The following is a 24,611-nucleotide window of genomic DNA, read 5'->3' on the forward strand; positions in this document are numbered from 1 at the left end:
CGACCTGGCCGGAGCTCTTCGCCCGGCAGGTCGCGGCCACGCCGGACGCCGTGGCGGTGCAGTGCGGCTCGGGGGAGCGCCGCGAGCAGCTCACCTACGCCGGGCTCGACGAGCGGGCGGGGCGCCTCGCGTCGGTGCTGCGCGGGCGCGGCGCGGGACCGGAGGGGCTGGTCGCGCTCGCCGTACCGCGCGGGGTGGACCTCGTCGTCGCGCAGGTGGCGATCCTGCGTGCGGGCGCGGCGTACCTGCCGGTCGACCCGGACCAGCCGCCGGCGCGGACCACGCTGGTGCTCGACGACGCCCGCCCGGCCGTCGTGCTGAGCACGGCCGGTGTCGCCGCCGAGCTGCCGCTGCCCGACGGGACCCCGACCGTGCTGCTCGACGACGACGCCGACCGGGCGGCGATCGCCGCCGCCCCGGTCGCCCCGGTGCCCGACGTCGACGTCCTCGGCGCCGCCTACGTCATCCACACCTCCGGCTCCACCGGACGGCCCAAGGGCGTCGTGCTGACCCACAGCGGTGTCACCCAGCTCGTCGCCACCCAGACCGAGCGGCTCGGGCTCGGCGCGGACGACCGGATCCTCGGGTTCGCCTCGACCGGCTTCGACGTCGCGTTCTGGGAGCTGTGCATGGCACTGCTCTCCGGCGGGCGGCTGGTCGTGGTGCCCTCGGAGCTGCGGCTGCCGGTGCCCGAGCTGGCCGACTACGCCCACGAGCACGCGGTGACGGTGATGGTGCTCCCGCCCGCGCTGCTCGCCGCGCTGGGCCCGGACGTCACGCTGCCCCCGGCGACCCTGCTCGCCGGTACCGAGCGGGTGTCCCCGGAGCTGGTAGCGCGCTGGGCACGGGGCCGGACGATGTTCAACGCCTACGGTCCGACCGAGGTCACCGTCAACTCCACGCTGGGCCGGTGCGACCCGGCGCGGACCGGGCCGGTGGTGCCGATCGGGGTCGCCGACCCGATGACCGACGCGTACGTGCTGGGCCCCGACCTGGCTCCGGTCCCGGACGGCGAGCAGGGCGAGCTCTACCTCGGCGGCCCCGGTCTGGCCCGGGGCTACCTGAACAAGCCGGGCCTGACCGCGGAGCGGTTCGTCGCCGACCCGTTCGGGCCCGCGGGCGGGCGGCTCTACCGCACCGGCGACCTCGTGCGCGTCGACGAGCGCGGCGAGCTCGAGTTCCTGGGCCGCGTCGACGACCAGCTCAAGGTCCGCGGCTACCGGATCGAGCCCGGCGAGATCGAGTCGGCGCTGCGGGCCCACCCCCACGTCGCCGAGGCCGTCGTCGGCGTGCACGAGGCCGCGCCGGGGGACCGGCGTCTCACCGCGTGGGTCGTCCCCGCGACCGCCGGGGACACCCCCGCCGACGACGGTGCCGAGCGCGTCGCCGACTGGCGCGACGTCCACGAGCTGCTCTACGCCGCCACCTCCGCCGACGACGGCGACCCCACCGGCTACGAGGGCGGCTTCGCCGGCTGGAACTCCACCTACGATGGCACCCCCATCCCGCGCGCGGACATGCAGGCCTGGCGCGACGCCACCGTCGCCCGGATCCGCGAGCTCGGCCCCGGCCGGGTCCTGGAGCTCGGCGTCGGCAACGGTCTGCTGCTCGCGGAGCTGGCCCCGGACTGTCCCCGCTACGTCGGCACCGACGTGTCCGCCGAGGCCGTCGCCGCGCTGTCGCGGTGGGTCGCGACCCGCCCCGAGCTGCGCGGGCGCGTCGAGCTGGCCCCCGCCGCCGCCCACGAGCTCGACGGCATCACCGGTCCCTTCGACACCATCGTGATCAACTCCGTCGCCCAGTACTTCCCGGGCCCGGAGTACCTGACCGACGTGCTGACCCGGGCCGCGGCGCTGCTCGCCCCGGGCGGCGCGATCGTCGTCGGCGACGTCCGGCACGCCGGGCTGCTGCGCACCTTCCGCGCCGGGGTCGTCGCCGCCCGGCGGCCCGACGCCGAGCCCGCCGAGCTGCGCCGCGCCCTCGACGGCGCCGTCGCGTGGGAGGGCGAGCTGCTCTGCGCGCCGCGGTTCTTCACCGCCCTCGACGGGTTCGACGCGAGCAGCATCCGGATCAAGCGGGCCCGCGCGCACGACGAGCTCTCGCGCTACCGCTACGACGTCGTGCTCCGGCCCGGCGCCGCCGCGCGGCCCGATCCCGCGACCGCGCCGCTCGTCCTCGACTGGGAGGCGGTCGGGGCCGACCCGGTCGCGCTCACCGACGCCCTGCGTGCCGCGCTGGGCGCCGGGCCCGGCCCGGCGGGCGACAGCGGCCCGGCCGCGGGCCGCGACGGTGACGGCGCGGCCCGTGCCGGCGCGGACGTGGTGCGCGTGGTCGGGGTCCCCGACCTGCGCTCGGCCGCCGACCGCGCCACCCGCGCCCGCATCGACGGCGAGCCCGAACCGCCCGCCGGCGCCGACCCCGAGGAGCTGCTGGCCCTCGGCGAGTCCCTCGGCTACACGGCCGAGGGCACCTGGGGCACCGGGGCGACGGTCGAGCTGCTGTTCTCCCGGCCCGGCGTCGACCCCGGCCCGCTGCACCGCGCGAGCACGGACCCGACCGGCCCCGCGTTCCACCGCCCGGCCCCGTTCCGGGACGTCGACGCCCTGGTCGGCGCCCTGCGCGAGCACCTGCGCGACCTGCTCCCGGACTGGATGGTGCCCGCCGCCGTCGTCCCGCTGCCGTCGGTGCCGGTACTGGCCAACGGCAAGACCGACCGGGCCGCGCTGCCCGCCCCCGACCTGTCCGCGCAGGTCCGCGGCACCCGTCCCGGCACACCACGCGAGGCGCTGCTCTGCGACCTCGTGTCGGAGGTCCTCGGGGTGCCCGGCTTCGGCGTCGACGACGACTTCTTCGCCCTCGGCGGCGACTCGGTCCTGTCGATCCGGCTGGTCGTGCGGGCCCGCGAGTCCGGCCTGCTGGTCACCCCGCGGCAGGTCTTCACCCACCGCACCGTCGCCGAGCTCGCGCCGCTCGTGACCGAGCACCACGCCGTCGCCGCGCCCACCGGGCCCGACACGACCGTCCTCGACGACGCCGCGGCCGCCGTGCTCGGCCCCGTCACCCTCGCCGGGCCGGTGTCCCCGCTGCAGGAGGGCTTCTTCTTCCACGCCGCGCTCGACCCGGCCGACACCTCCTACGTCGTGCAGGAGGTCCTCGACCTGCCCGCCGACGTCGACCCGGGCACCCTGCGCGCCGCGCTGTCCGACCTGCTCGACCGGCACCCGCAGCTGCGTGCCGGGTTCGCCCAGCGCGCCGACGGCCGCGTCGTCCAGGGCGTCGCCGACCGCGTCACGCTGCCGTGGACCGAGCACGACGTGCGCGGCACCGACCCGGCCGCCGTGCTCGACGCCGAGCGGGCCCGCCCGTTCGACCTCGCCCGCCCGCCGCTGCTGCGCGCCGCGCTGCTGCACGACGACGGCCGCACCCGCCTCGCCCTGACCTTCCAGCACGCCGTCCTCGACGGGTGGTCGGTGGCGCTGCTGGTCACCGAGCTGGAGCAGGCCCACGCCGCCCGGGCCGCCGGCACCCCGCAGGACCCCGGCGGGCTGCGCGCCCGCGCCGAACAGCGGCTGCGCGCCTGGTTCGACCACCTCACCGCCCTCGACACCGGCGACGCCCGGGCGGCCGCCCGCGCCGTGTGGGACGCGGAGCTCGCCGGCGCCGAACCGGTCCGGCTGCTCGACGCCCTCCCCGCCCCGCGGACCCGCCCGGACGGCGGGGACCGGCCGCACGCCCAGCGCGCACTGACCCTCGACGCCGGCGCGACCGCCGCCCTCGACCGCGCCGCCCGCGCCCGCGGCGTCACCCCGTCGACGGTGCTGCACACCGCCTGGGCCCTCACCGTCGGCGCGCTCACCGGCAGCCGGGACGTGCTCGTCGGCAGCACCGTGTCCGGCCGCGACGCCGCCGTCGACGGCATCGGCGAGGCCGTCGGGCTGTTCGTCAACACCGTCCCGGTGCGGATGCGCTGGGCACCCGGAGAGCCGCCGGCCGCGCCGCTGCGCCGGATGCAGGACGGCCGCACCGCCGTCCTCGACCACCCGCAGGTCCGGCTCGCGGAGCTGCAGCGCGGCCGCGGGGAGCTGTTCGACTCCATCGTGGTGATCGAGAACTACGCCGCGGAGCAGACCGCGAACGGCCTGGTCACCGGGGTGGAGGTGCGCGACGCGGTGCACTACCCGCTCGCGCTGGTCGTGCGGCCGGGCCGGGAGACCTCCGTCGTGCTCAAGCACGACACCGCCCGCGTCGACGACGCCACCGCGGGCCTGCTGCTCGAGATGTTCGAGCGCACCCTGACCGCGCTGGTCACCGGCCCGCAGCGCACGATCGCCGCGCTGCCGCTGCGCACCCGTCCCGAGCAGGGTGTGCACGGCCCCGAGCGGGCCGCCGACCCGCGGACCCTGGCCCGCCGGGTCGCCGACGGGCTGGCCGCCGACCCCGGCCGCACCGCCGTCGTCGCACCGGACGGGACGCTCACCGCCGCCGAGCTGGACCGCCGCTCGGCCGCGCTGGCCGGGGCGCTGCGCGAGCGCGGTGCCGGACCGGGCAGCGTCGTCGGGATCGCCGTGCCGCGCTCGACCGAGCTGATGGTCGCGCTGCTCGGCGTCGTCCGCGCCGGGGCGGCGTACCTGCCGCTGGACCCGGAGCATCCGGCGGAGCGGATCGCGTTCACCGCCGCCGACGCGGGCGTCGACACCGTGCTGGTGCCCGCGGGCACCGACCCGCTGCCCGACCTGCCCGGGGTGCGCCGCCTCGCCGTCGCCGAGCTCGCCGACGGCCCGGTGCCCGCCGCGCTGCCCGACCCGGACCCCGACGACGCCGCCTACCTGATCTACACCTCCGGCTCGACCGGGCGGCCCAAGGGCGTCGTGGTCAGCCACCGCGCCATCGGCAACCGGCTCGACTGGATGCAGGACGCGTACCCGCTCACCGCCGACGACCGGGTGCTGCAGAAGACCCCCGCCGGGTTCGACGTGTCGGTGTGGGAGTTCTTCTGGGCCCCCTCGACCGGCGCGACCGTGGTGCTCGCCGCCCCCGGCGGGCACCGCGACCCCGAGTACCTGGCGCGGCTGGTCTGCGACGAGCGGATCACCACGCTGCACTTCGTGCCCTCGATGCTGGAGGGCTTCCTCGCCGCCGAGCAGGTCGTCGCCGACCCGCGGTGGGCGGCCACGCTGCGGCGGGTGTTCTGCTCCGGCGAGGCGCTGTCCGCGGCCGCGGCCCGGCGCTGGCACGCGCTGACCGGGGTGGCGCTGCACAACCTCTACGGGCCCACCGAGGCCGCCGTCGACGTCACCGCGCACACCGTCGCCGCCGACCCGGGCGCCGTCGTCCCGATCGGCGTGCCGGTCGCGAACACCCGCACCCACGTCCTGGACGCCTGCCTGCGCCCGGTCCCCGACGGGGTCCCCGGCGAGCTGTACCTCGGCGGCGTGCAGCTGGCGCGGGGCTACCACGCCCGCCCCGGGCTGACCGCGGACCGCTTCGTCGCCGACCCGCTCGGCGCGCCGGGGGAGCGGCTCTACCGCACCGGCGACGTCGTGCGCCGCGTCGACGGCGAGCTGGTCTACCTCGGCCGCTCCGACGGCCAGGTGAAGATCCGTGGGCAGCGCATCGAGCCGGGTGAGGTCGAGGCGGTGCTCGCGGCGACCGACGGGGTCGGCCGCGCGGCGGTCGTCGTCCGCCGGGACGGGCCGTCCCCGTCGCTGGTCGGCTACGTCGTGCCCGCCGCCGGCGCCGCTCCCGACGGCGACGGGCTGTGCGCCGCGCTGGCCCGGGTGCTGCCCGAGGCCATGGTGCCCGCCGCGGTCGTCGTGCTGGAGGAGATGCCGCTGACCCCCAACGGCAAGCTCGACCAGGCCGCGCTGCCCGCCCCGGACGTCGCCGCGGGCGGGTCGGACCGCGAGCCCGCCACCGAGGTCGAGCGCGTGCTGTGCGCGGCGTTCGCCGAGGTCCTGGGCCGCGACCGGGTCGGCCCCGACGACGACTTCCTCGCCCTCGGCGGGGACTCCATCACCTCCATCGCGGTGTCCTCGCGGGCGCGACGGGCCGGGCTGGACGTCGGGCCCGGCGACGTGCTGGCCGGGCGCACCCCGGCCGCCGTCGCCGGTCGGGCCGGGACGGCCGCCGAGCCGGTACCGCCGCTGCCCGACCCCGACCCGGCCGTCCTCGCCCGGGTGCGGGAGATCGCCGGCGACGACGTCGAACGGGTCTGGCCGCTGTCCCCGCTGCAGGAGGGCCTCTACTTCCACGCCACCCTCGACGGCACCGCGGGCACCGTCACCGCCGCCGGTGACGCCTACACCGTGCAGGAGACCGTCGAGCTCGACCACGAGATCGACCTCGACCGGCTGCGCGACGCGGTGACCGCGATGCTGCGCCGCCACCCCACGCTGCGTGCCGGGTTCACCGCCGACGGCCTCGACGGGCCGGTGCAGTTCGTCGCCGCCGACCCGGCCCCGCCGGTCCGTCTGGTGCACACCGGCTCGCAGGCGGAACGGGACCGGCTCACCGCCGCCGACCGGACCGCGCCGTTCGACCTGAGCGCCCCGCCGCTGTTCCGGATCACCGTGCTGCGCGGCGACGGCCGCGACCGGCTGCTGATCCACCGCCACCTGCTGATCTGGGACGGCTGGTCGGCCTGGCTGTTCCTGGAGGGGCTGTTCGACACCTACGCCGGGTCGCCGCCCCCGCCACCCGGCGGCGGCTACGACGACCTGCTGGCCTGGATCGCCGCCCGCGACCCGGAGCCCGGCCGGGCCGCCTGGCGGGACGCACTCGCCGGGCTCGACGAGCCCACCCTCACCGCGCCGGCCCCCGCCGCGGGCCCGCGGGAGGTCGCCGAGACCCACCTCGACCTCGACGCGGACACCTCGGCGCGGCTGCGGGAGCTGGCCCGCGCCACCGCGGTCACCCCCAACACCGTGCTCTCCACGGTCTGGGCGCTGGCCCTGGCCGCCGGCACCGGCCGCGACGACGTCGTGTTCGGCACCTCGGTCGCCGGGCGGCCCGCGACCGTGCCCGACGTGGAGAACGTGATCGGGCTGTTCCTCAACACCGTGCCCGCCCGGGTCGCGTTGCGCCCCGGCGAGACCGGCGCGCAGCTGCTCGCCCGGGTGCAGGCCGAGCGGCTCGCGCTGCTGGGGCACGAGACCGTCGGGCTGGGGGAGATCCAGCAGGTCTCCGGGCACCGGACGCTGTTCGACACGCTGTTCGTCTACCGCCCCGAGGGCGGTGAGCAGCGGGTCGCCGACCTCGGCGCCCGGCACGGCATCACCGACCTGACCAGCACCGACACCACGCACTACGCCCTGACCCTCGCGGTCACCCCCGGCGAGCGGTTCCGGCTGACCCTGTCGCACACCGTCGGGGAGCGGTCCGCGGCCCGCTGGGTCGAGCGGGTGCGCCGCGTCCTGCACGGTCTGCTCGACGCCCCCGACTCCCCGGTCGCGCGGATCGACCCGCTCGGCGACGACGAGCGCACCGAGGTCGAGGCGCACCGCACCGGGCGCCGGGTCGACACCGGCACCGCGACGGTCGCCGACCTGCTCGCCGACCGGGCCGCGCTCGCCCGCGGCGACCTCGCCGTCGTCGCCGGGGACGTGCGGCTCACCTACGCCGAGCTGGACGCGGCGGTGAACCGCACCGCGCGGCTGCTGCGCGCCCGCGGCGCCGGGCCCGAGACCGTCGTCGCGCTGGGGCTGCCGCGCTCCGCCGAGACCGTCGTCGCGCTGTTCGCGGTGCTGCGCGCGGGCGCGGCGTACCTGCCGCTGGAGCTGGACCACCCGGCCGCGCGGCTGGTCGAGACCCTGCGCGACGCCCGCCCGGTCGCGGTGCTCACCACGACCGCGGTCGCCCCGGCCCTGGCCGACGCCGGTGTGCCCACGGTCGCGCTGGACGACCCGGCCATCGCGGCCGAGCGCGCCGCACTGGACCCCGGCCCGATCCCCGACGCCGAGCTGGGCAGCTTCGCCCGCGAGAACCCGGCACGGCTCGACCTGCCCGCCTACGTCATCTACACCTCCGGCTCCACCGGGCGGCCCAAGGGCGTCGTCACCCCGTACCGGGGGCTGACGAACATGCAGCTCAACCACCGCCGCGAGATCTTCGACCCGGTGGTCGCCGAGGTCCGCGCCCGCCGCGGGCCCGACGCCCGGCTGCGGGTCGCGCACACCGTGTCCTTCGCGTTCGACATGAGCTGGGAGGAGCTGCTCTGGCTGGTCGAGGGGCACGAGGTGCACGTGGCCGATGAGGAGCTGCGCCGCGACGCGCACCGGCTGGTGTCCTACTGCGACACCCACGAGGTCGACGTCGTCAACGTGACCCCGACCTACGCCGCGGCGCTGCTGGAGACCGGGCTGCTCGCCCGGCGCCCGATGCCGCTGGTGCTGCTCGGCGGCGAGGCCGTGTCCGACGCCGTCTGGTCGACCCTGCGCGATGCCGACGGCGTGCTCGGCTACAACCTCTACGGCCCCACCGAGTACACGATCAACACCCTCGGCACCGGGACCGCGGACTCGGCCACCCCGGCGGTCGGGAAGCCGATCAGCAACACCGTCGCGCACGTCCTGGACCCGTGGCTGCGCCCGGTGCCCGACGGCGTCGCCGGTGAGCTGTACATCGCCGGCGACGGCCTGGCCCGCGGCTACCTCGACCGGTTCGCGCTGACCGCCGAGCGGTTCGTCGCCGACCCGTGGAGCCCGGGCGGGCGGATGTACCGCACCGGTGACCTGGTCCGGCGCCGCCCCGGCACCGGCGGGCTGCTCGACTTCCTGGGCCGCACCGACGACCAGGTGAAGATCCGCGGGCACCGCGTCGAGCCCGGAGAGGTCACCGCCCGCCTCGACCGGCACCCGCTGGTGTCGCGCTCGGCGGTCGTCCCGGTCCCCGCCCCGGACGGCGGGTCGCTCCGGCTGGTCGGCTACGTCGTCCCCGCCGCCCCCGACGAGGCCGACCGCGCGGCCACCGCCGCCGGCGCCGTCGACGAGTGGCGCGCGATCTACTCCGAGGAGTACTCCCGGATCCCGGTCGCGGTGTCCACCGAGGACTACGCCGGCTGGGACTCCTCCTACACCGGCGATCCCATCCCGTTCGCGCAGATGTCGCAGTGGCGGGCCGCGACCGTCGACCTGATCCGGGCACTGAGTCCGCAGCGGGTGCTGGAGATCGGGGTGGGCACCGGGCTGCTGCTCGGCCCGCTCGCCCCCGAGGTCACCGAGTACCGCGGCACCGACCTCGCCGAGCCGGTGATCACCGCGCTGCGCACCGCGCTCGCCGACGACCCGGCCCGCTACGGCCACGTCGAGCTCGACACCCGGCCCGCCGACGACCTGTCCGGGCTGCCGCGGGGCCACTTCGACACCGTCGTGATCAACTCGGTGGTGCAGTACTTCCCCGACGCCGGCTACCTGGAGCGGGTCCTCACCGGCGCCGCGGAGCTGCTCGCCCCCGGTGGCCGGATCGTCGTCGGGGACGTGCGCCGCCCGGACACGCTGCACGCGTTCCACACCGCGATCGCCCGGACCCGGCTCGGCGACGGGGCCGACCCCGCCGCGGTCGACGCCGCGGCGGAGCGGTCGCTGGCCCTGGAGAAGGAGCTGCTGCTCGCCCCGGCGTTCTTCGACCGGGTCGCGGCCGGTCTCGGCGCGGAGGTCGCGGTGCGCGCCAAGCGCGGCGACGCCCACAACGAGCTGACCCGCCACCGCTACGACGTCGAGCTGCACCTGCCCGGCGCCGACGTGCGCCGCGCCGACCCGGCCCGCACCCTGCGCTGGGGCACCGACCTGTCCTCGCTCGACGACCTCGACCGGCTGCTCGCCGACGCCGGGACCACCGGCCTGCGCCTCACCGGCGTCCCGGACGTGCGGCTCGCGACCGAGCAGGGCCGCCCGGCCGACGGTCCGGAGCCCGACGCGCTGCGCGCCCTCGCCGCCCGGCACGGCCGCGACGCCGAGCCGACCTGGTCCCCGGACGGGCCCGGCGTGCTCGACGTCGTGCTCGTGGGGGCCGATCCGGCGGGCCGTCCGCTGGTCGGGCTGCACCGCGCCGGGGACCCGGCGGCGCCCGAGGCGACCGACCCGGCCGCGGCCCGGTTCGCCGCCGAGCTGGTCCCGGTGCTGCGCGAGGACCTGCGGGCAGCCCTGCCCGACCACCTCGTGCCGTCGGCGTTCGTGCTGCTCGACGAGCTGCCGCTGACCGCCAACGGCAAGCTCGACACCCGCGCGCTGCCCGTCCCCGACGCCCGCGCCGCCGCGGCGCCGTCGCGGGCCCCGGAGACCGCGACCGAGCAGGCCCTCTGCACGGTGTTCGCCGAGGTCCTCGGCCTCGACGAGGTCGGCGTGGACGACGACTTCTTCGACCTCGGCGGGCACTCGCTGCTCGCCACCCGGATCGTCGCCCGGCTGCGCACCGCGCTCGGGGCCGAGGTGTCGATCCGCGACCTGTTCACCGAGCCGACACCGGCCCGGCTCGCCGCCCACCTCGACGCCGGTGACGCGGCCGGCGCCGAGCGCGGTCCTGCCCGCCCCGTGCTGGCGCCGCGGCCCCGCCCGGAGCCGCTGCCCGCGTCGTCGGCGCAGCACCGGCTCTGGGTCCTCGACCGGCTCGACGCCGACGCGGGCCGCGACAGCGCCTACCACTTCCCGATCACCTTCCGGCTGGCCGGAGCCCTGGACGCCGACGCACTGGAGCAGGCGCTGCACGACGTCGTCGCCCGCCACGAGTCGCTGCGCACCCTGCTCGTCGACGGGGGCGACGGCGTCCCGGTCCAGGTGGTCGTCGACGCCGCGGCGGCCCGGGTGCCGTTCGTGCGCCGCACCGTCGACGCCGCCGCCACCCCGGCGGAGGTGGCGGCGGAGATCCGGCGCCCGTTCGACCTGGGATCGGACGTGCCGGTCCGGGCGCTGCTGCTCACCGAGTCCGACACCGGCGAGCACGTACTGGTCCTCGTGCTCCACCACGTCACCACCGACGAGTGGTCCGACCGGCCGTTCCTGGCCGACCTCGCGACCGCCTACGCGGCCCGGTCCGCGGGCCGCGCGCCCCGCCTCACCCCGCTGCCGGTGCAGTACGCCGACCACACCCTGTGGCTGCGGGAGCTGCTCGGCGACCCGGCCGACCCGTCGTCGGTCGCGGGCCGCCAGCTCGGGTTCTGGACCCGCACCCTGGCCGGGCTGCCCGAGCGCCTGGACCTGCCGACCGACCGGCCCGAGCCGGCGTCGCCGACGATGGCGGGCGACGCGGTCGACGTGCCGATCGACCCCGCGCTCGGCGCCGAGCTGCGCCGCACGGCGCGCGCCGCCGGTGCGAGCACCTTCATGCTCGCCCGGGCCGCGGTCGCGGTCCTGCTGCACCGCCTCGGCGCCGGCGACGACATCCCGCTGGGCGCCCCCGTCGCCGGCCGCGCCGACCAGGCACTGGAGGACGTCGTCGGGTTCTTCGTCAACACCCTGGTGCTGCGCACCGACCTGTCCGGCGACCCCGGATTCACCGAGGTCCTGGACCGGGTCCGGGCTGCCGACCTGGAGGCGTTCGCGCACGCCGACGTGCCCTTCGAGTCGGTGGTGCGCGCGGTCAACCCGGACCGCAGCGCCGACACCACCCCGCTGTTCCAGGTGATGGTGGTGCACCGCGCCGGTGGCACCGCCCGCGAGTCGGGCCTGGTCCTGCCCGGTGTCACCGTCGGCGAGCAGCCGCAGCCGCCCGCCCGCGCCCAGTTCGACCTGGTCGTCGAATTCCGCGACGGCGGGCCGGAGGAACCGCTGGGGGTGCGGCTGCTGTACCGCACCGAGCTGTTCGACGCCGCGACCGTGCACGCGCTGGGGGAGCGGCTGACCACGGTGCTGCGCGCCGTCGTGGCCGACCCGCGGCGCCCGGTCCGCCGGATCGACGTCGCCGCGGCCGGGGAGGCCGCCCGGGCCCGCCGCGCCCTCGACGGCGGCCCGGTCCCGGCCGCCCGCACGATGTGGGAGATGGTCGCCGGCTCCGTCGCCGACCGGCCCACCGCGGTCGCCGTCGCCGACGAGCACCGCGAGCTCGACTACGCCGGGCTCGACGTCGAGACCGCCGCTCTGGCCCGCGAGCTGCGCGCCCGCGGCGTCGGCCCGGAGACCGTCGTCGGGGTCGCGGTGCCGCGGTCGGTCGAGATGGTCGTCGCGGTGCTGGCGGTGCTGCGCGCCGGTGGCGCGTTCCTGCCGCTGGACCTCAACCTGCCCGCCGAGCGGCTGGAGTACCTGCTCACCGACTCCGGCACCCGGCTGGTCGTGACGACCGGCGACGCCGCGGCCCTGCTGCCCGCCGTCGACGGCGTCACCCACCTCGTCCCGGCGCCTCCGGAGCCGGGCCCGACCCCGGCGGACCCGCCCACCGACCCGGCGGGCGCCGCCTACGTCATCTACACCTCCGGCTCGACCGGACGCCCGAAGGGCGCGGTCCTGCCGCACGCCGGCATCGGCGAGCTGCTGGAGCTGGCCCGCGACCGGATGCGGCTCACCGAGGACTCCCGGGTCCTGCAGTTCTCCGCGCCCGGCTTCGACGTGCTCGTGTTCGAGCTGTGCATGGCGCTGTGCTCCGGGGCCCGGCTCGTCGTCGCCCCGGAGCGGCTGCGCGGCCGCGACGCCGACCCGTCCGAGCTGACCGGGTTCTTCGCCGAGCAGCGGCTCACGCACCTGATCCTGCCGCCGTCGCTGATCACCGCGCTGCCGCCGGAGGCGTCGCTCCCGGCCGGGTCGACGGTGCTCGCCGGGACCGAGGCCGTCCCGCCGGACCTGATCGACCGCTGGGGCGCGCACCTGGACCTGCACGTCGCCTACGGGCTCACCGAGGCCACCGTGAACTCCACGCTGTGGCGCTCGCGGCCGGGCACCGCGTTCCGGTCACCGATCGGGCGCCCCGACCCGGGCGTGCGTACCTACGTCCTCGACGACGCCCTCACCCCCGTCCCGCCCGGCGTCCCCGGCGAGCTGTACGTGGCCGGGGCCGGGCTGGCCCGCGGCTACCTGGGGCGCACCGCCCTCACCGCGGACCGCTTCGTGGCCTGCCCGTTCGGGGAGCCGGGCACCCGGATGTACCGCACCGGCGACCGCGTCCGGCTGCGCTTCGACGACGGCGCCGAGCACCCCGACCGCGAGCCGGTCCTGGAGTTCCTCGGCCGTTCCGACGACCAGGTCACGATCCGCGGCTACCGGATCGAGCCCGGCGAGATCGAGGCCGTCCTGGCCGCGCACCCGGACGTCGCGCAGGCCGCGGTCGTCGTACGTCGGCGGGGCCCGGTCACCCGGCTCGACGCCTACGTCGTCCCGGCGGGCGGCGGCACCGCGGTGCCCGCCGGCCTCGCCGAGCACCTGCGCGGGCGGCTGCCCGAGCACATGGTCCCGGCGCACCTCGTCGCGCTCGACGGGCCGCTGCCGCGCACCCCGAACGGGAAGGTCGACAAGCGGGCGCTGCCCGAGCCCGCCCCCGCGACCGGCAGCGGCCGGGAGCCCGCCGAAGGTCCGGAACGGGTGCTGGCCGGGCTGGTCGCCGAGCTGGTGGCCGTCGACCGGGTCGGCGCCGACGACGACTTCTTCGCCCTCGGCGGGGACTCGATCATCGCGATCCGGCTGGTGTCCGCGGCCCGCGCGGCCGGGCTGGCGCTCACCCCGCGCCAGGTGTTCCGGCAGCGCACGGTCGCCGGGCTGGCCACCGTCGCCGAGCCGGTCGCGCACGACCACACCCACGACGACGGCGTCGGGCCGGTCGGGTCCACCCCGATCCTGGACTGGCTCACCGAGGTCGACCCGCACGCGCCCGGCTACAACCAGTCGGTGCTGGTGCGCACGCCGGCCGGGCTGACCGGGCCGGTGCTGCGCCGCGCCCTGGGCGCGCTGCTCGCCACGCACGGCATGCTCCGCGCCCGGCGCACCGCCGACGGCCTGGAGATCCCGGCCGCGGTGCCCGGCCCGGTGCTGCGGGAGGTGCCGGTCAGCGCGGCGAACACCGCCGACCAGGTGCGCGAGCAGCTGGGGGAGGAGGCACTCGCCGCGCGCGACCGGCTCGACCCCGGCTCCGGCACGATGCTGTCGGCGGTCTGGTTCGACGCCGGACCGGACGCCCCCGGCCGCCTGTTGCTGGTGGTGGCCCACGTCGCCGTGGACTGGGTGTCGTGGCGGATCCTGCTCGACGATCTCGCCGGTGCCGTCGCCGCCCAGGACGCGGGGCGCGAGCCGTCGCCGCCGCCGGTCCCGGTGTCCTACCGCGCCTGGGCGTCGATGCTCGCCGCCGAGGCCGCCCGCCCGCAGCGGGTCGCCGAGACCGGCCGGTGGCGGTCGGTCCTGGCCGGACCGCGGGTGGCACTGCCGCTGGCGACGCCCTTCGACCCGGACCGCGACCGGCACGGCACCAACCGGGTGCACCCGGTGGAGCTGCCCGCGGACCTGTCGGCCGCCGTCCTCGCCGCCGGTGCGGACCGGGCACTGGCCGCCGGGCTCGGGATCGCCGTCGCCGGCCTCGCGCGCCACCACGGCGCCCCCGCCGAGGGGGTCGTGCCGCTCGCGATGGAGGGACACGGCCGGGAGGAGGAGGCCGTCGCGGCGCGACCGGACCTGTCCCGCACCGTCGGCTGGTTCACCGCGATCCGGCCGGTCGCGGTCGACCCGCGCGGACCCGCCGGGCAGGTGCGCGACCGGCTGGTCGCCGACCTCGACGGCGAGCCCGACCACGGCATCGGATTCGGCCTGCTGCGCCACCTGAACCCCGACACCGCCGCGGAGCTCGCGCCGCTTCCGCTGCCCGAGATCGAGTTCAACTACCTGGGCCGGTTCGACCGGCGCGCCCCGCGCGACTGGGGCTTCGCCGACGAGGACGACGTCCTCGACGTCGCCGTCGAGCCGGACATGCGTCAGCGGTTCCCGCTGACCGTGATCGCCCGCACCGTCGACGGCGTGGACGGACCCCGGGTGCACGCCGACCTGATCCACCCGGTGGCGGTGTTCGACGACGCCGTCGTCGCCGACCTCGGCCGGCGGTGGGGTGCGGCGCTGCGCGAGGTGACCGGGCAGGGCTGAGCACGACGGAGGGGGCCGGTCGCGGTGCGACCGGCCCCCTCTCGTGTGCGCGGGGTGCGCCCCGGGGTCAGCCCCGGGTGGCGGGGAGCGCCTCGAGCTCCGGCACCAGCTTGTCGATCGCGTACGGCAGGCTGAGCACGCTGCCGTAGCTCAGCGCGGCGGGCAGCGGCTCGGTGCGGTCGGAGCTGAGCATCCACAGCACCCGGCCCTGCTGGACGGCGTCGAGCCTGCTGAACTCCGGACGCGCCTGGATCTCGGCCTTCGCGGCCTCGGTCGGGGCGAGCACGAGCAGCTTGTCGACGTCGAACTCGCCGGCCTGCTCCGGGCTCAGCTGCGCCTCGCTCGTCCCGGCCGCGGCCCGGGTGATCGCCTCGGGGGCGCGGAAGCCGAGCTGGGCGAGCAGGTCGGCCTTGATGTCGCCACCGGCGAACGCGAAGTAGTTCGGGGTGTCGTAGGAGACCGCGACGGCGGTCTGCTGCGCCCAGTCGGGGTGCGCGGCCTTGGCGTCGGCGATCTTCTTCTCGGTCGCGGCGATCAGTTCGTCGCCCTGCTGCTCACGGCCGACGGCCCTGGTGATCTCCCGGGTCATGACCTGCCAGGACGCGGTGTAGTCCTCGAAGCCCTTCGGCTGCGCGACCGTCGGCGCGATCCGGGAGACCTGGTCGTACTGCTCCTGGGTCATGCCCGAGTACGACGCGATGATCAGGTCCGGCTGGAGCGCCGCGATCTTCTCCAGCTGGTACTCCTCGCGGACGCCGACGACCTCGGGGGTCTGCCCGGCGAAGCCCTGCTCCTGCCACAGCCACGTGTTACCGGCCGGGGGCTGGGTGAACCAGTCGACGATGCCGACCGGCGCGATCCCGACGGCGAGCAGCGCGTCCGGGTCGGTGTAGCCCAGGGTCACGACCCGCTCGGGCTCGGCGGTGATCTCGGTGGAGCCGTACTTGTGCTCGACGGTCACCGGGAAGGTGCCGGACGCGGCCGGGGCCGCGGGGGCCTCGGCGCCGCCGCCCGACGGCGCCGACGAGCACCCGGCGAGGACGAGGACACCGAGCAGGGCGACGAGCAGTGGACGGAACCGTCCCCTGGACGGTGAGGCGTGAGGCATGACGTTCCTGTTCTCTCGACCCGGGACGACGGGGCCGTCGTTGCCCGGTGATCCGATGTGGCAGTTGAGGCTTACCTAAGTCCCAGGCCAGGTCAAGAGATCCTTACCTCAGTCGCCGGTACGCCGGACGGACTCACCGCGCAGACCCGTCCAGGCCTGCCACAGCTGGGCGAAGCGGCCGCCGGAGGCGACCAGCTCGGCGTGCGTGCCGGTCTCCGCGGTCCGCCCGCCCTCGAGCACCAGCACGAGGTCGGCGTCGGCGACCTGGCTGAGCCGGTGCGCCACGACGACGGCCGTGCGGCCGGCCAGCGCGGCGTCGGCGGCGCGTTCCAGCTCCGCCGCGCCGGCGCTGCCGGCCTCGGCGGTCGCCTCGTCGAGGATCACCACCGGCGGGTCGGCCAGCACCAGCCGGGCCAGCGCGAGCTGCTGGGACTGCACCACGGTCAGCGCGTGCCCGGTGTCCCCGACGACGGTCTCCAGCCCGTCGGGCAGCCGGTCCACCCAGGGCGCCGCGCCGACCGTGGCCAGGGCGGCGCGCAGGTCGTCGTCGGTGGCGTCCGGGCGGGCCAGGCGCAGGTCCTCGGCGAGCGGCCCGGCGAACACGTGCACCTCCTGGGTCACCAGGACCACCGGCGGCCGCCCGCCGCGCTGGTCGATGCGTTCCAGCGGCACGCCGCCGATCTCGACCGATCCGGCGTCCGGGGTGTGCATCCCGGCGACGAGCTTGGCCAGCGTGGACTTGCCCGCCCCGCTGGTCCCGACCAGCGCGACCCGGGCGCCGGGCGCCAGGTCGAGGTCCACCCCGGACAGTGCCGGGTGGCCGTCGACGTAGGAGTGGGTCAGGCCGCGCACCCGCACCCGCGCGTCGGCGGGCACCGCCGGGTCCGCGGGCGGGGCGGGCGGGTCGATCTCGGCGACGCCGACGATGCGCCGCAACCCGGCGACCGCGGACTGGGCGGCGTCGAGCTGGAACAGCATGATGTTGATCGGCGTGAACAGGTTGATGAAGTACAGCGCCGCCGCGCTCGCCGTACCGATCGTCGTGCTGCCGCTGCCGACCAGCACGAACCCGGCGACCAGCACGCCGCTCAGACCGAGGACCTCACCGGCGTTGAGCCGGCCGAAGAAGCGGGTCTGCAGCACCACGAGCCGCTGCCCGATCCCGGCGACGGCCTCGGCGCGGGCACGGACCCGGTCCAGGTGGTCGTCGGTGAGGCGGAACGCGCGCACCGTGCTCACCCCGGCCGCGGTGTCGAGCAGTTGCTGCTGCTGGGCCCCGCCCGCGATGCGCTCGTCGTCGTAGAGCGGGCCGGAGTGACGCAGGAACCAGCGGGCGGTGACCACCTGGATCGGCACCGCCAGCAGCGCGCCGAGCAGGAACCGCCAGTCCAGCGCGGCGAGCGCGACCAGGGTCAGGCCGATGATCAGTGCGGCCCTGGCGAACTCGGGCAGCGCCTCGCGCACCGCCTCGCCGACGACCTTGACGTCGTCGGTGACGCGCGCGGTGAGGTCACCGGACCCGGCCTGCTCCAGGGTGTCCAGCGGCAGGTCCAGCGCGCGGGCGACGAAGCGCTCCCGCAGCCGGGCCAGCATCGTCTCCCCGACCCGGGCGATCAGCGCGATCCCGGCGAAGGCGAGCACACCCTGGACGACCGCGACCCCGGCCAGCGCGGCGACCGGCGCGGTCAGCGCCGACGGCGCCGCCCCGCGGGCGGCGAGGTCGACGATCCGGCCCAGCAGCGGTGCCGCCACCAGGCTCACCGCCGACCCGGCGACCAGCGCGACGAGGGCGGCGACGGCCGTCCCGCGGCGCGGCCGGAGCAGCTCGCCGAGGACGGCGCGGGTGCGGCGCCCGTCGGCGACGGGCAGCAGACGGGGTCCGGACGGCTCGGTCCCGGTGGTCATCCGGTCACCACCCTGCGGTAGTCGGTGTCGTCGGTCATCAGCTCGGTGTGCGTCGCGTCCGCGACGACCCGGCCGTCGCGCAGCACCACCACGCGGTCGGTGACCGCGAGCAGCGCCGGGCTGGTGGTGAGGAGCACGGTCGTGCGGCCGGTGCGGTGCTCGCGCAGCCGGGCCGCGATCTCGGTCTCGGTGACGGCGTCGACGGCGGTCGTGGGGTCGTGCAGCACCAGGACCGGGGGATCGGCGGCCAGCGCCCTGGCCAGTGCGACCCGCTGGCGCTGCCCGCCCGACAGTGAGCTGCCGCGCGAGGTCACCGGGGTGTCCGCGCCCTGCGGGAGGGCCTCGACGGCCTGGTCGGCGCGGGCCGCGGCCATCGCCGCGACCGTCGCGGACCCCGCGGCGCCGTCGCGGGTCGCGGCGGTGACGTTGTCCAGGACGGTGCCGGTGAACAGGTGCGCGTCGTGCGCCGCGACCAGCAGCGTGGACCGGGTGGCGGCCGGGGCGAGGTCGTCGACGCCGGTGCCGCCGAGCAGGATCCGCCCTTCCTCGGGTGCGATGTCGCGGGCCAGGCAGCGGGCGAGTGCGGTCGCCGCGGACGGGTCGCGGGCGACCACGCCGAGCAGCTGACCGGCGGGCACCTGCAGGTCGAGGCCGTCGAGCGGGCCGTGCCGCAGCCCGGTGACCGCCAGCGCGGCGGCGGGGTCGGTGGGGTCGGCGGTGGGGCCGGCATCGCGGCCGTCGTGGCCGGGGCCGACGGCGGGCGGCGCGGAGAGGATCTCGGCGATCCGCCCGGCCGAGGCCCGCGCCTGGGCGAAGCGCGCCCCGGCGATGCCGAGGGTCTGCAGCGGCCCGACGAGGAACTGGGCGAGCCCGACCGCGGAGACCAGGTTGCCGACGGTGATGGACCCGTCGAGGGCGAGCAGGCCGCCCACGAGCGCGATGACCGCGAGGAACAGGCCGTTCGCGAGCTGGACGGTGCCGAGGAAACCGGCCTCGGCGCGGGTCGCCCGCAGCGTGGCGCCCAGCGCGGTGCGGCTGCTGGCCGCGTACTGCTCGGCCGCGGCGGGCCCGGCGCCCAGTCCCTTGAGGACGCGGATCCCGGACACCAGGTCGGCTGCGGTGCCCGCCGCGCGTGCGGCCCGCTCCTGCTCGGCGCCGCTGCGCCGCTCCAGCGGCCGGCCGACCCGGCCGATCAGCCACAGCAGCGGCGGGGTGCCGAGCAGGATGAGCAGGCCCAGGGGGAGCGAGATCCGCAGCAGCGCGACGGCGGCGACGACGAGCGCCGCCGCCGCGGCCGCCGCCGTCGGGATCCAGAAGTTCATCACCGCGACCCGCTTGGCGTCGGCGACGGCGATCGAGGTGACCGAGCCGGGCAGCCTGCCGGTCTCGGCGCCGCCCCGGTGGTCCAGCAGCCGCGCCGCCACACGGGTGCGGAGCCCGGCGTCGGCACGCAGGTCGGCGTGCAGGGCCTGCCGCGCGCCGAACCGGTAGCTGTAGGACAGCATCGCGAAGTCCGCGGCCAGTACCAGCAGCCAGATCACCAGGCTGCCGACGTCGCCGGTCGCGACCGCGCGGTCGATCACCACGCCCACCAGGACCGGTACCAGCGCCTCACCCACCTGGTGCCCGCAGAGCAGGACGGTGGCCGCGGCGACCCGGCCGCGGAACGACCTGATCGTGCTGCGGACCACCTCGCGTGCGGTGACCCGTGCGTCACCGGTGCCCCTGTGCTCGGTCATGAAGAGAGGCTAACCTCACCAGCGCGTGGCGATCATGAGGGCGGGGTGTGTCTCGCCGCTCCCCGGTCGGCGCACCGGTCGCCGCCCGTCATCGGGTCCCGTCCCAGGAGGAGGTCGACACCTCGTGCGTGTCGTGTTGTTCGGATACCAGAAGTGGGGAGCCCGGCTGCTCGCCGACCTGCTGGACTCGCGGCACGAGGTGGTGCTCGTCGTCAGCCACCCGGAGGAGGGCGAGCCGTCCCCGGTGATCTTCCAGGAGTCGCTCGGTGACCTGGCCCGTGAGCACGGGATCCCGGTGCTCTACCGGGAGAAGGCCGTGGACGCCGAGCTGGTCACCGCGATCATCGGGTCCGGTGCCGAGATCGGGGTGGCCTGCAACTGGCGCACCTGGATCTCCCCGCAGGTGTTCTCCGCCCCGCCCCGCGGGACGGTCAACACCCACGACTCGCTGCTCCCGCGCTACGCCGGGTTCTCCCCGCTGAACTGGGCGCTGATCAACGGCGAGAGCCAGGTGGGCGTGACCGCGCACTGGATGGACGCCGAGCTCGACCGCGGCCCGATCATCTGCCAGCGCACGGTGCCGGTCACCCCGACCGACACCACCGAGGACCTGTTCGAGCGCACCGTGCTCCTGTTCGGACCGCTCGCGCTCGAGGCGTTCGACCGGGTCGAGCACGGTCCGCACGAGTGGCTCACCCAGGACCCGGCGCACGCGTCGTTCTTCCACAAGCGGGCCGACGAGGACAACCGCATCCCCTGGGACCGTCCGGCGGCCGACCTGGTCAACCTGGTGCGCGCGCAGACCGGGCCGTACCCGAACGCCTGGTGCCTGCACGACGGGGCGCGGCTGCGGGTGCTGGAGGCGACCGTGTCGCGGGAGCGCTGCGGCGGGACCAACGGGCGGATCTTCGCCCGCGAGGGGAGCGGGGTGGTCGTCGTCGCCGGGCCGGACGCCTGGCGTGGCGGCCAGTACGGCCTGGTCCTGCAGCGGGTCAAGGACGCCGACGGGGTCGAGCACGTCGCCGGCGACCACTTCCGCCGCATGGGGGGTTACCTGACCTAATGACTCCCGACGCCCGCCGGGAACGGATCCTGCGACACGCCCTCCTCGACATCGGCGCCGATCCGGCGCCGGGTCCGCTGGTCCTGCCGTTGCCCGCGGTGGGGATGGACGTCGTCGCCGAGGTCGAGCACGCCTCGCCGGTCGGCCTGCACCGGTTCTCCCGGATCGCCCTGGCCACGACCGACGGTGCCGTCGACCCCCACCCGGGTCCCGACGAGCTGGCCGCCGCGCTGCGTACCGAGCTCGCCGCCCGCGGCGGCCCCGGACCGCTGCCGCCGGGTCCGGTCCCGGCGGCCGCCGACGGTCCCGCCCCGGAACAGGGGCCGGCCGGCGGCCCGCCGGAGCCCGTCGGTGGCACCGACCCGGTGGCGGTCGCGCTGGCCCTGCTGCACCACGAGGCGGGTCGCGTCTCCGACGCCGACCTGACCGACCGGGTACTGGTGTCGGGCCTGCTGCCGCTGGTCGGGGCAACCGGCCCGGCGGCTCGGCCGGAGTGCTCGGAGCTCACCGCGCTGGCCGAGCGGCTCGCCGCGGCCCGTGACGCCGAGCGCCCCGGCCGGGTGCGGCGGCTGCTGCATCATTGGCTGACCGCGGCGCACCTGTGGCGTCGCCCGGTCCTGCACCCGGCCCGGTGGCACCGCACGCCGAACCCGCTGCTGCGGGCGGGTGCGCCGGCGGTGACCGACCCGCCGGTGCCCGGCCGCGCGGGGGAGTACCTGCTGCGTCCGGCCCGTCCGCACGGCGCCGACCTGCGCACCGTCGGGGACTGGATGCGCAGGCCCGAGGTGGTGCGCTTCTTCGGTCAGCCCTGGCCCGACGAGCGCTGGGCTCGTGAGCTGGACGGCCACGGCGCCGGGTCGGGTACCGCCGCCGTGCTCGTGGAGCCCGCCGGCGACCCGGCCGCCGGACCGATCGCGTACCTGGAGATCTACCGCCCGGTGCGGCACGCGCTGGCCCGCGCGTTCCCGGTCGGCCCGGGCGACGTCGGCGTGCACGTCTGCGTCGGTGCCGCGCACCGGCGTGGCACCGGTGGCGCGCTGCTCGCCGCGTTCGCCGACGCGCTGACCGCCGCGGGGTGCCCGCGGGTGCTCGCCGAGCCCGACGCCCGCAACACCGCCGCGCGGGGGGCGTTCGGCCGGGCCGGGTTCGACGAGGCCGAGCGGATCGCGCTGCCGCACAAGGACGCCGTCGTCATGGTGCGCACGGCGGCCTGAGCCTCAGCCGAGCGGCCCGCCGTCCCCGGAGGGGCGCCGGTCGGCGGGGAGCAGCGCGTGCAGGGCGTGGTAGCCGACGAGCACCACGATCGTGCCCAGCGCGATCCCGGACAGCTCGAACCCGCCCACCGACAGGCTCGCCCCGCCGATGCCGATGATCAGCCCGGCGGACAGCGGCACCAGGTTCGCGGCGTGGGCCAGGTCGACCCCGTTGCGGATCCAGATGGCCGCCCCGAGCAGCCCGACCATGCCGTAGAGGACCACGGTGAGCCCGCCGAGCACCCCGCCCGGCACCGCGACGATCAGCGCCCCGAACTTCGGGCAGAACCCCAGCAGCACCGCGACGGCCGCGGCCACCCAGTACGCGGCGGTGGAGTAGACCCGGGTCGCGGCCATCACGCCGATGTTCTCCGCGTAGGTCGTGGTGGGGGAGCCGCCGACCAGGCCGGCCAGCATGGTGCCCGCGCCGTCCGCGGCCAGCGCCCGGCCCAGGTACGGGTCGAGGCGCTCGCCGGTCATCCCCTCGACGGCCTTGACGTGCCCGGCGTTCTCCGCGACCAGCGCGATCACCGAGGGCAGCACGAGGAGCGCGAAGGCGAACGAGAACGTCGGCCAGTGCCAGCCGGCGATCTCCATGCCGTCCGGTCCGGTCTGGGTGGCGGGCGGCAGCCCCACCCAGTCCGCGGACCCGACCCCGGACAGGTCGACCCGCATCCGGGTGCCGACGTCCCCGCTCGCGTCGGGCGCGGTGATCGGACCGGTCGTGGCGTCGAGCAGCAGCGAGAAGGCGAACCCGGCGACCAGGCCGATCAGCACCCCGATCCGGCCCCAGAAACCCGGCAGCAGTACCGCGGCGGCGATCACCACGACCATCGTCACCAGCGCGGCCCACTGGTCCTGTGGCCAGTAGACGGTCGAGGCGACCCCGGCGAGGTTGAACCCGATCAGCATGACGACGGCGCCGGTCACCGCGGGTGGCAGCAGCCGGGACACGACGCGGGCGCCGACCAGGTGGACGACCACGCCGACCAGCAGCAGGACCACCCCGGCGACGACGATCGCGCCGGTCACGGCCGCGGAGTCCCCGCCCTGGGCGCGGATCGCCGCGACCCCGCCGACGAACGACGCCGAGGACCCCAGGTAGCTGGGGATCCGGCCGTGGGTCATCAGCAGGAACAGCGCGGTCGCGACGCCGGACATCAGGATCGCGATGTTCGGGTTCAGTCCCATGAGGACCGGGAAGACGAACGTCGCGCCGAACATCGCGATCACGTGCTGGCCGCCGAGGCCGACGGTGCGCGGCCAGGACAGCCGCTCCTGCGGGCCCACGACCTCGCCGGGCGGCGGGGCCTTGCCGCCGTGCACCACGGTCCAGCCGCGCCGTCGTTCCCGCGTCGAAATCACCGAGCCCCCTCACCGTGGCCCGCCGCCCTGACGGGGCCGCGATCACAGTCGTCGGCGCGGCGGGGCGGGACAAGGGGTTGCGCGCACCGGTGACGTGACGTTCACGGCACCGGTGCGCGGGCGCCGGCTCAGCTGCCGGGGGCCCGGCCCTGCAGCGCCGCGTCGAGCTGCGGCGCGACGGTGTCGATGGCGTAGGGCAGCGACAGCGGGCTGGAGTAGCCCAGCGCGGCGGCGAACTCGGTCTCGAACGGCCCGAGGTAGGCGACCCGGCCCTGCTGGACCGCCGGGATCGCGCGGAACACCGGGTCGGCCTCGGACTCGGCGCGCGAACGGCCCAGCACCACGAGCACGTCGCTGTCGAGGTCGCCCTGGCGCTCCAGCGAGAGGGTCTGCGAGTCCGGCCGGACGGTGAAGCCGAGGCCGGCGAAGATCTGGGCGCGCAGGTCGTCGGTGCCCATGTCGTAGGGGACGCCCTCGATGAAGAAGTCCATCTTCAGGTTCGTGCCCGCGAAGTCGGGGTGGGCCGCCTTGGCCTCGTCGAACTCGGCGCGGGTCGCGGCGATGACCTGCTCGGCCTGCTCGGTGCGCCCGGTGGCCTGCCCGGTGATGCGGGTCTGCTCCTCCCAGCCCGCGGCGTTCGTGCCGTCGGGGGTGCCCTGGGCGACGGTCGGCGCGATCTGCGACAGCGCGGTGTAGGTCGCCTGGTCCATGAAGGAGTAGACGCCGAGGATCAGGTCGGGCCGTAGTGCGGCGACCTGCTCGACCGGGATCTGGGACCCGGTCAGCAGCTGCGGCTGCGTCCCGCCGAGTGCCTCCTGCGCCCAGGGGCGCTTCGCGTAGTCGTAGTCGCCGATGTTCTCGCGGACCCCGACCGGCTTCACGCCGAGGGCGAGGGCGAAGTCGGCGTCGTTGAAGCCGACGGTCACGACCCGCTGCGGCGCGGCGGGGATCGTCGTCTGCCCGAAGGCGTGGGTGAGGGTGACCGGGAACGCCCCGGTGGGGGCGTCGTCGGCGGGGGCGGGCTGTGCCGCGTCGCCGGAGCCCCCGGAGGAGCAGCCGGCGAGTGCCAGCAACAGGACCACGCACGCGGCGAGCGCGCGGAGCAGGGGTCGGGGCATGGGGGCGGTCCTTTCGACG

At 76.8% G+C, this 24,611-nt stretch carries 7 protein-coding genes and 1 pseudogene; 3 read left to right on the forward strand and 5 right to left on the reverse strand.

What is annotated here, in order from left to right; all coding sequences use genetic code 11:
• Window positions 1-2: 2 nt before the first annotated feature.
• Window positions 3-15,041: pseudogene (locus DMP15_RS13905) on the forward strand (amino acid adenylation domain-containing protein); the annotation flags it as partial.
• Between the two features lie 67 nt (window positions 15,042-15,108).
• Here DMP15_RS13905 and DMP15_RS13910 read toward each other — a convergent pair.
• The 3 genes from DMP15_RS13910 to DMP15_RS13920 form a co-directional block, all read right to left on the reverse strand.
• Window positions 15,109-16,149, reverse strand: coding sequence for an iron-siderophore ABC transporter substrate-binding protein (locus tag DMP15_RS13910; RefSeq protein WP_337825987.1), 1,041 nt, complete (start codon window positions 16,147-16,149; stop codon window positions 15,109-15,111).
• 108 nt (window positions 16,150-16,257) lie between these two features.
• On the reverse strand, window positions 16,258-18,054 hold the full coding sequence (locus DMP15_RS13915; protein WP_337825988.1) for an ABC transporter ATP-binding protein: 1,797 nt from the start codon (window positions 18,052-18,054) through the stop codon (window positions 16,258-16,260).
• On the reverse strand, window positions 18,051-19,793 hold the full coding sequence (locus DMP15_RS13920; protein WP_073574559.1) for an ABC transporter transmembrane domain-containing protein: 1,743 nt from the start codon (window positions 19,791-19,793) through the stop codon (window positions 18,051-18,053). The genes DMP15_RS13915 and DMP15_RS13920 overlap by 4 nt, the downstream gene beginning before the upstream one ends.
• A gap of 124 nt (window positions 19,794-19,917) precedes the next feature.
• On the opposite strand from DMP15_RS13920, the gene DMP15_RS13925 reads away from it, so the two are divergent.
• Together DMP15_RS13925 and DMP15_RS13930 are read left to right on the forward strand one after the other, a co-directional pair.
• Window positions 19,918-20,856: a methionyl-tRNA formyltransferase gene (locus DMP15_RS13925; protein WP_337825989.1), complete on the forward strand. Its 939-nt coding sequence runs from the start codon at window positions 19,918-19,920 to the stop codon at window positions 20,854-20,856.
• The gene (locus DMP15_RS13930; protein WP_337825990.1) at window positions 20,856-22,070 is read left to right on the forward strand and encodes a GNAT family N-acetyltransferase; all 1,215 of its coding nucleotides are present in this window, start codon (window positions 20,856-20,858) and stop codon (window positions 22,068-22,070) included. Before DMP15_RS13925 ends, DMP15_RS13930 begins: the two co-directional genes overlap by 1 nt.
• A gap of 3 nt (window positions 22,071-22,073) precedes the next feature.
• On the opposite strand, the gene DMP15_RS13935 is transcribed toward DMP15_RS13930, so the two are convergent.
• Entirely contained in the window at window positions 22,074-23,474 is a 1,401-nt protein-coding gene (locus tag DMP15_RS13935) for a uracil-xanthine permease family protein (RefSeq protein ID WP_443217630.1), read from the reverse strand.
• A 128-nt stretch (window positions 23,475-23,602) separates the two neighbouring features.
• Complete coding sequence (locus DMP15_RS13940) at window positions 23,603-24,592, reverse strand: iron-siderophore ABC transporter substrate-binding protein (protein ID WP_073574562.1); 990 nt, start codon at window positions 24,590-24,592, stop codon at window positions 23,603-23,605.
• Window positions 24,593-24,611: the final 19 nt, after the last annotated feature.

Source organism: Pseudonocardia sp. UM4_GMWB1, from assembly GCF_017312155.1.
In the GTDB taxonomy this organism is placed as follows: Bacteria; Actinomycetota; Actinomycetes; order Mycobacteriales; family Pseudonocardiaceae; genus Pseudonocardia; species Pseudonocardia alni.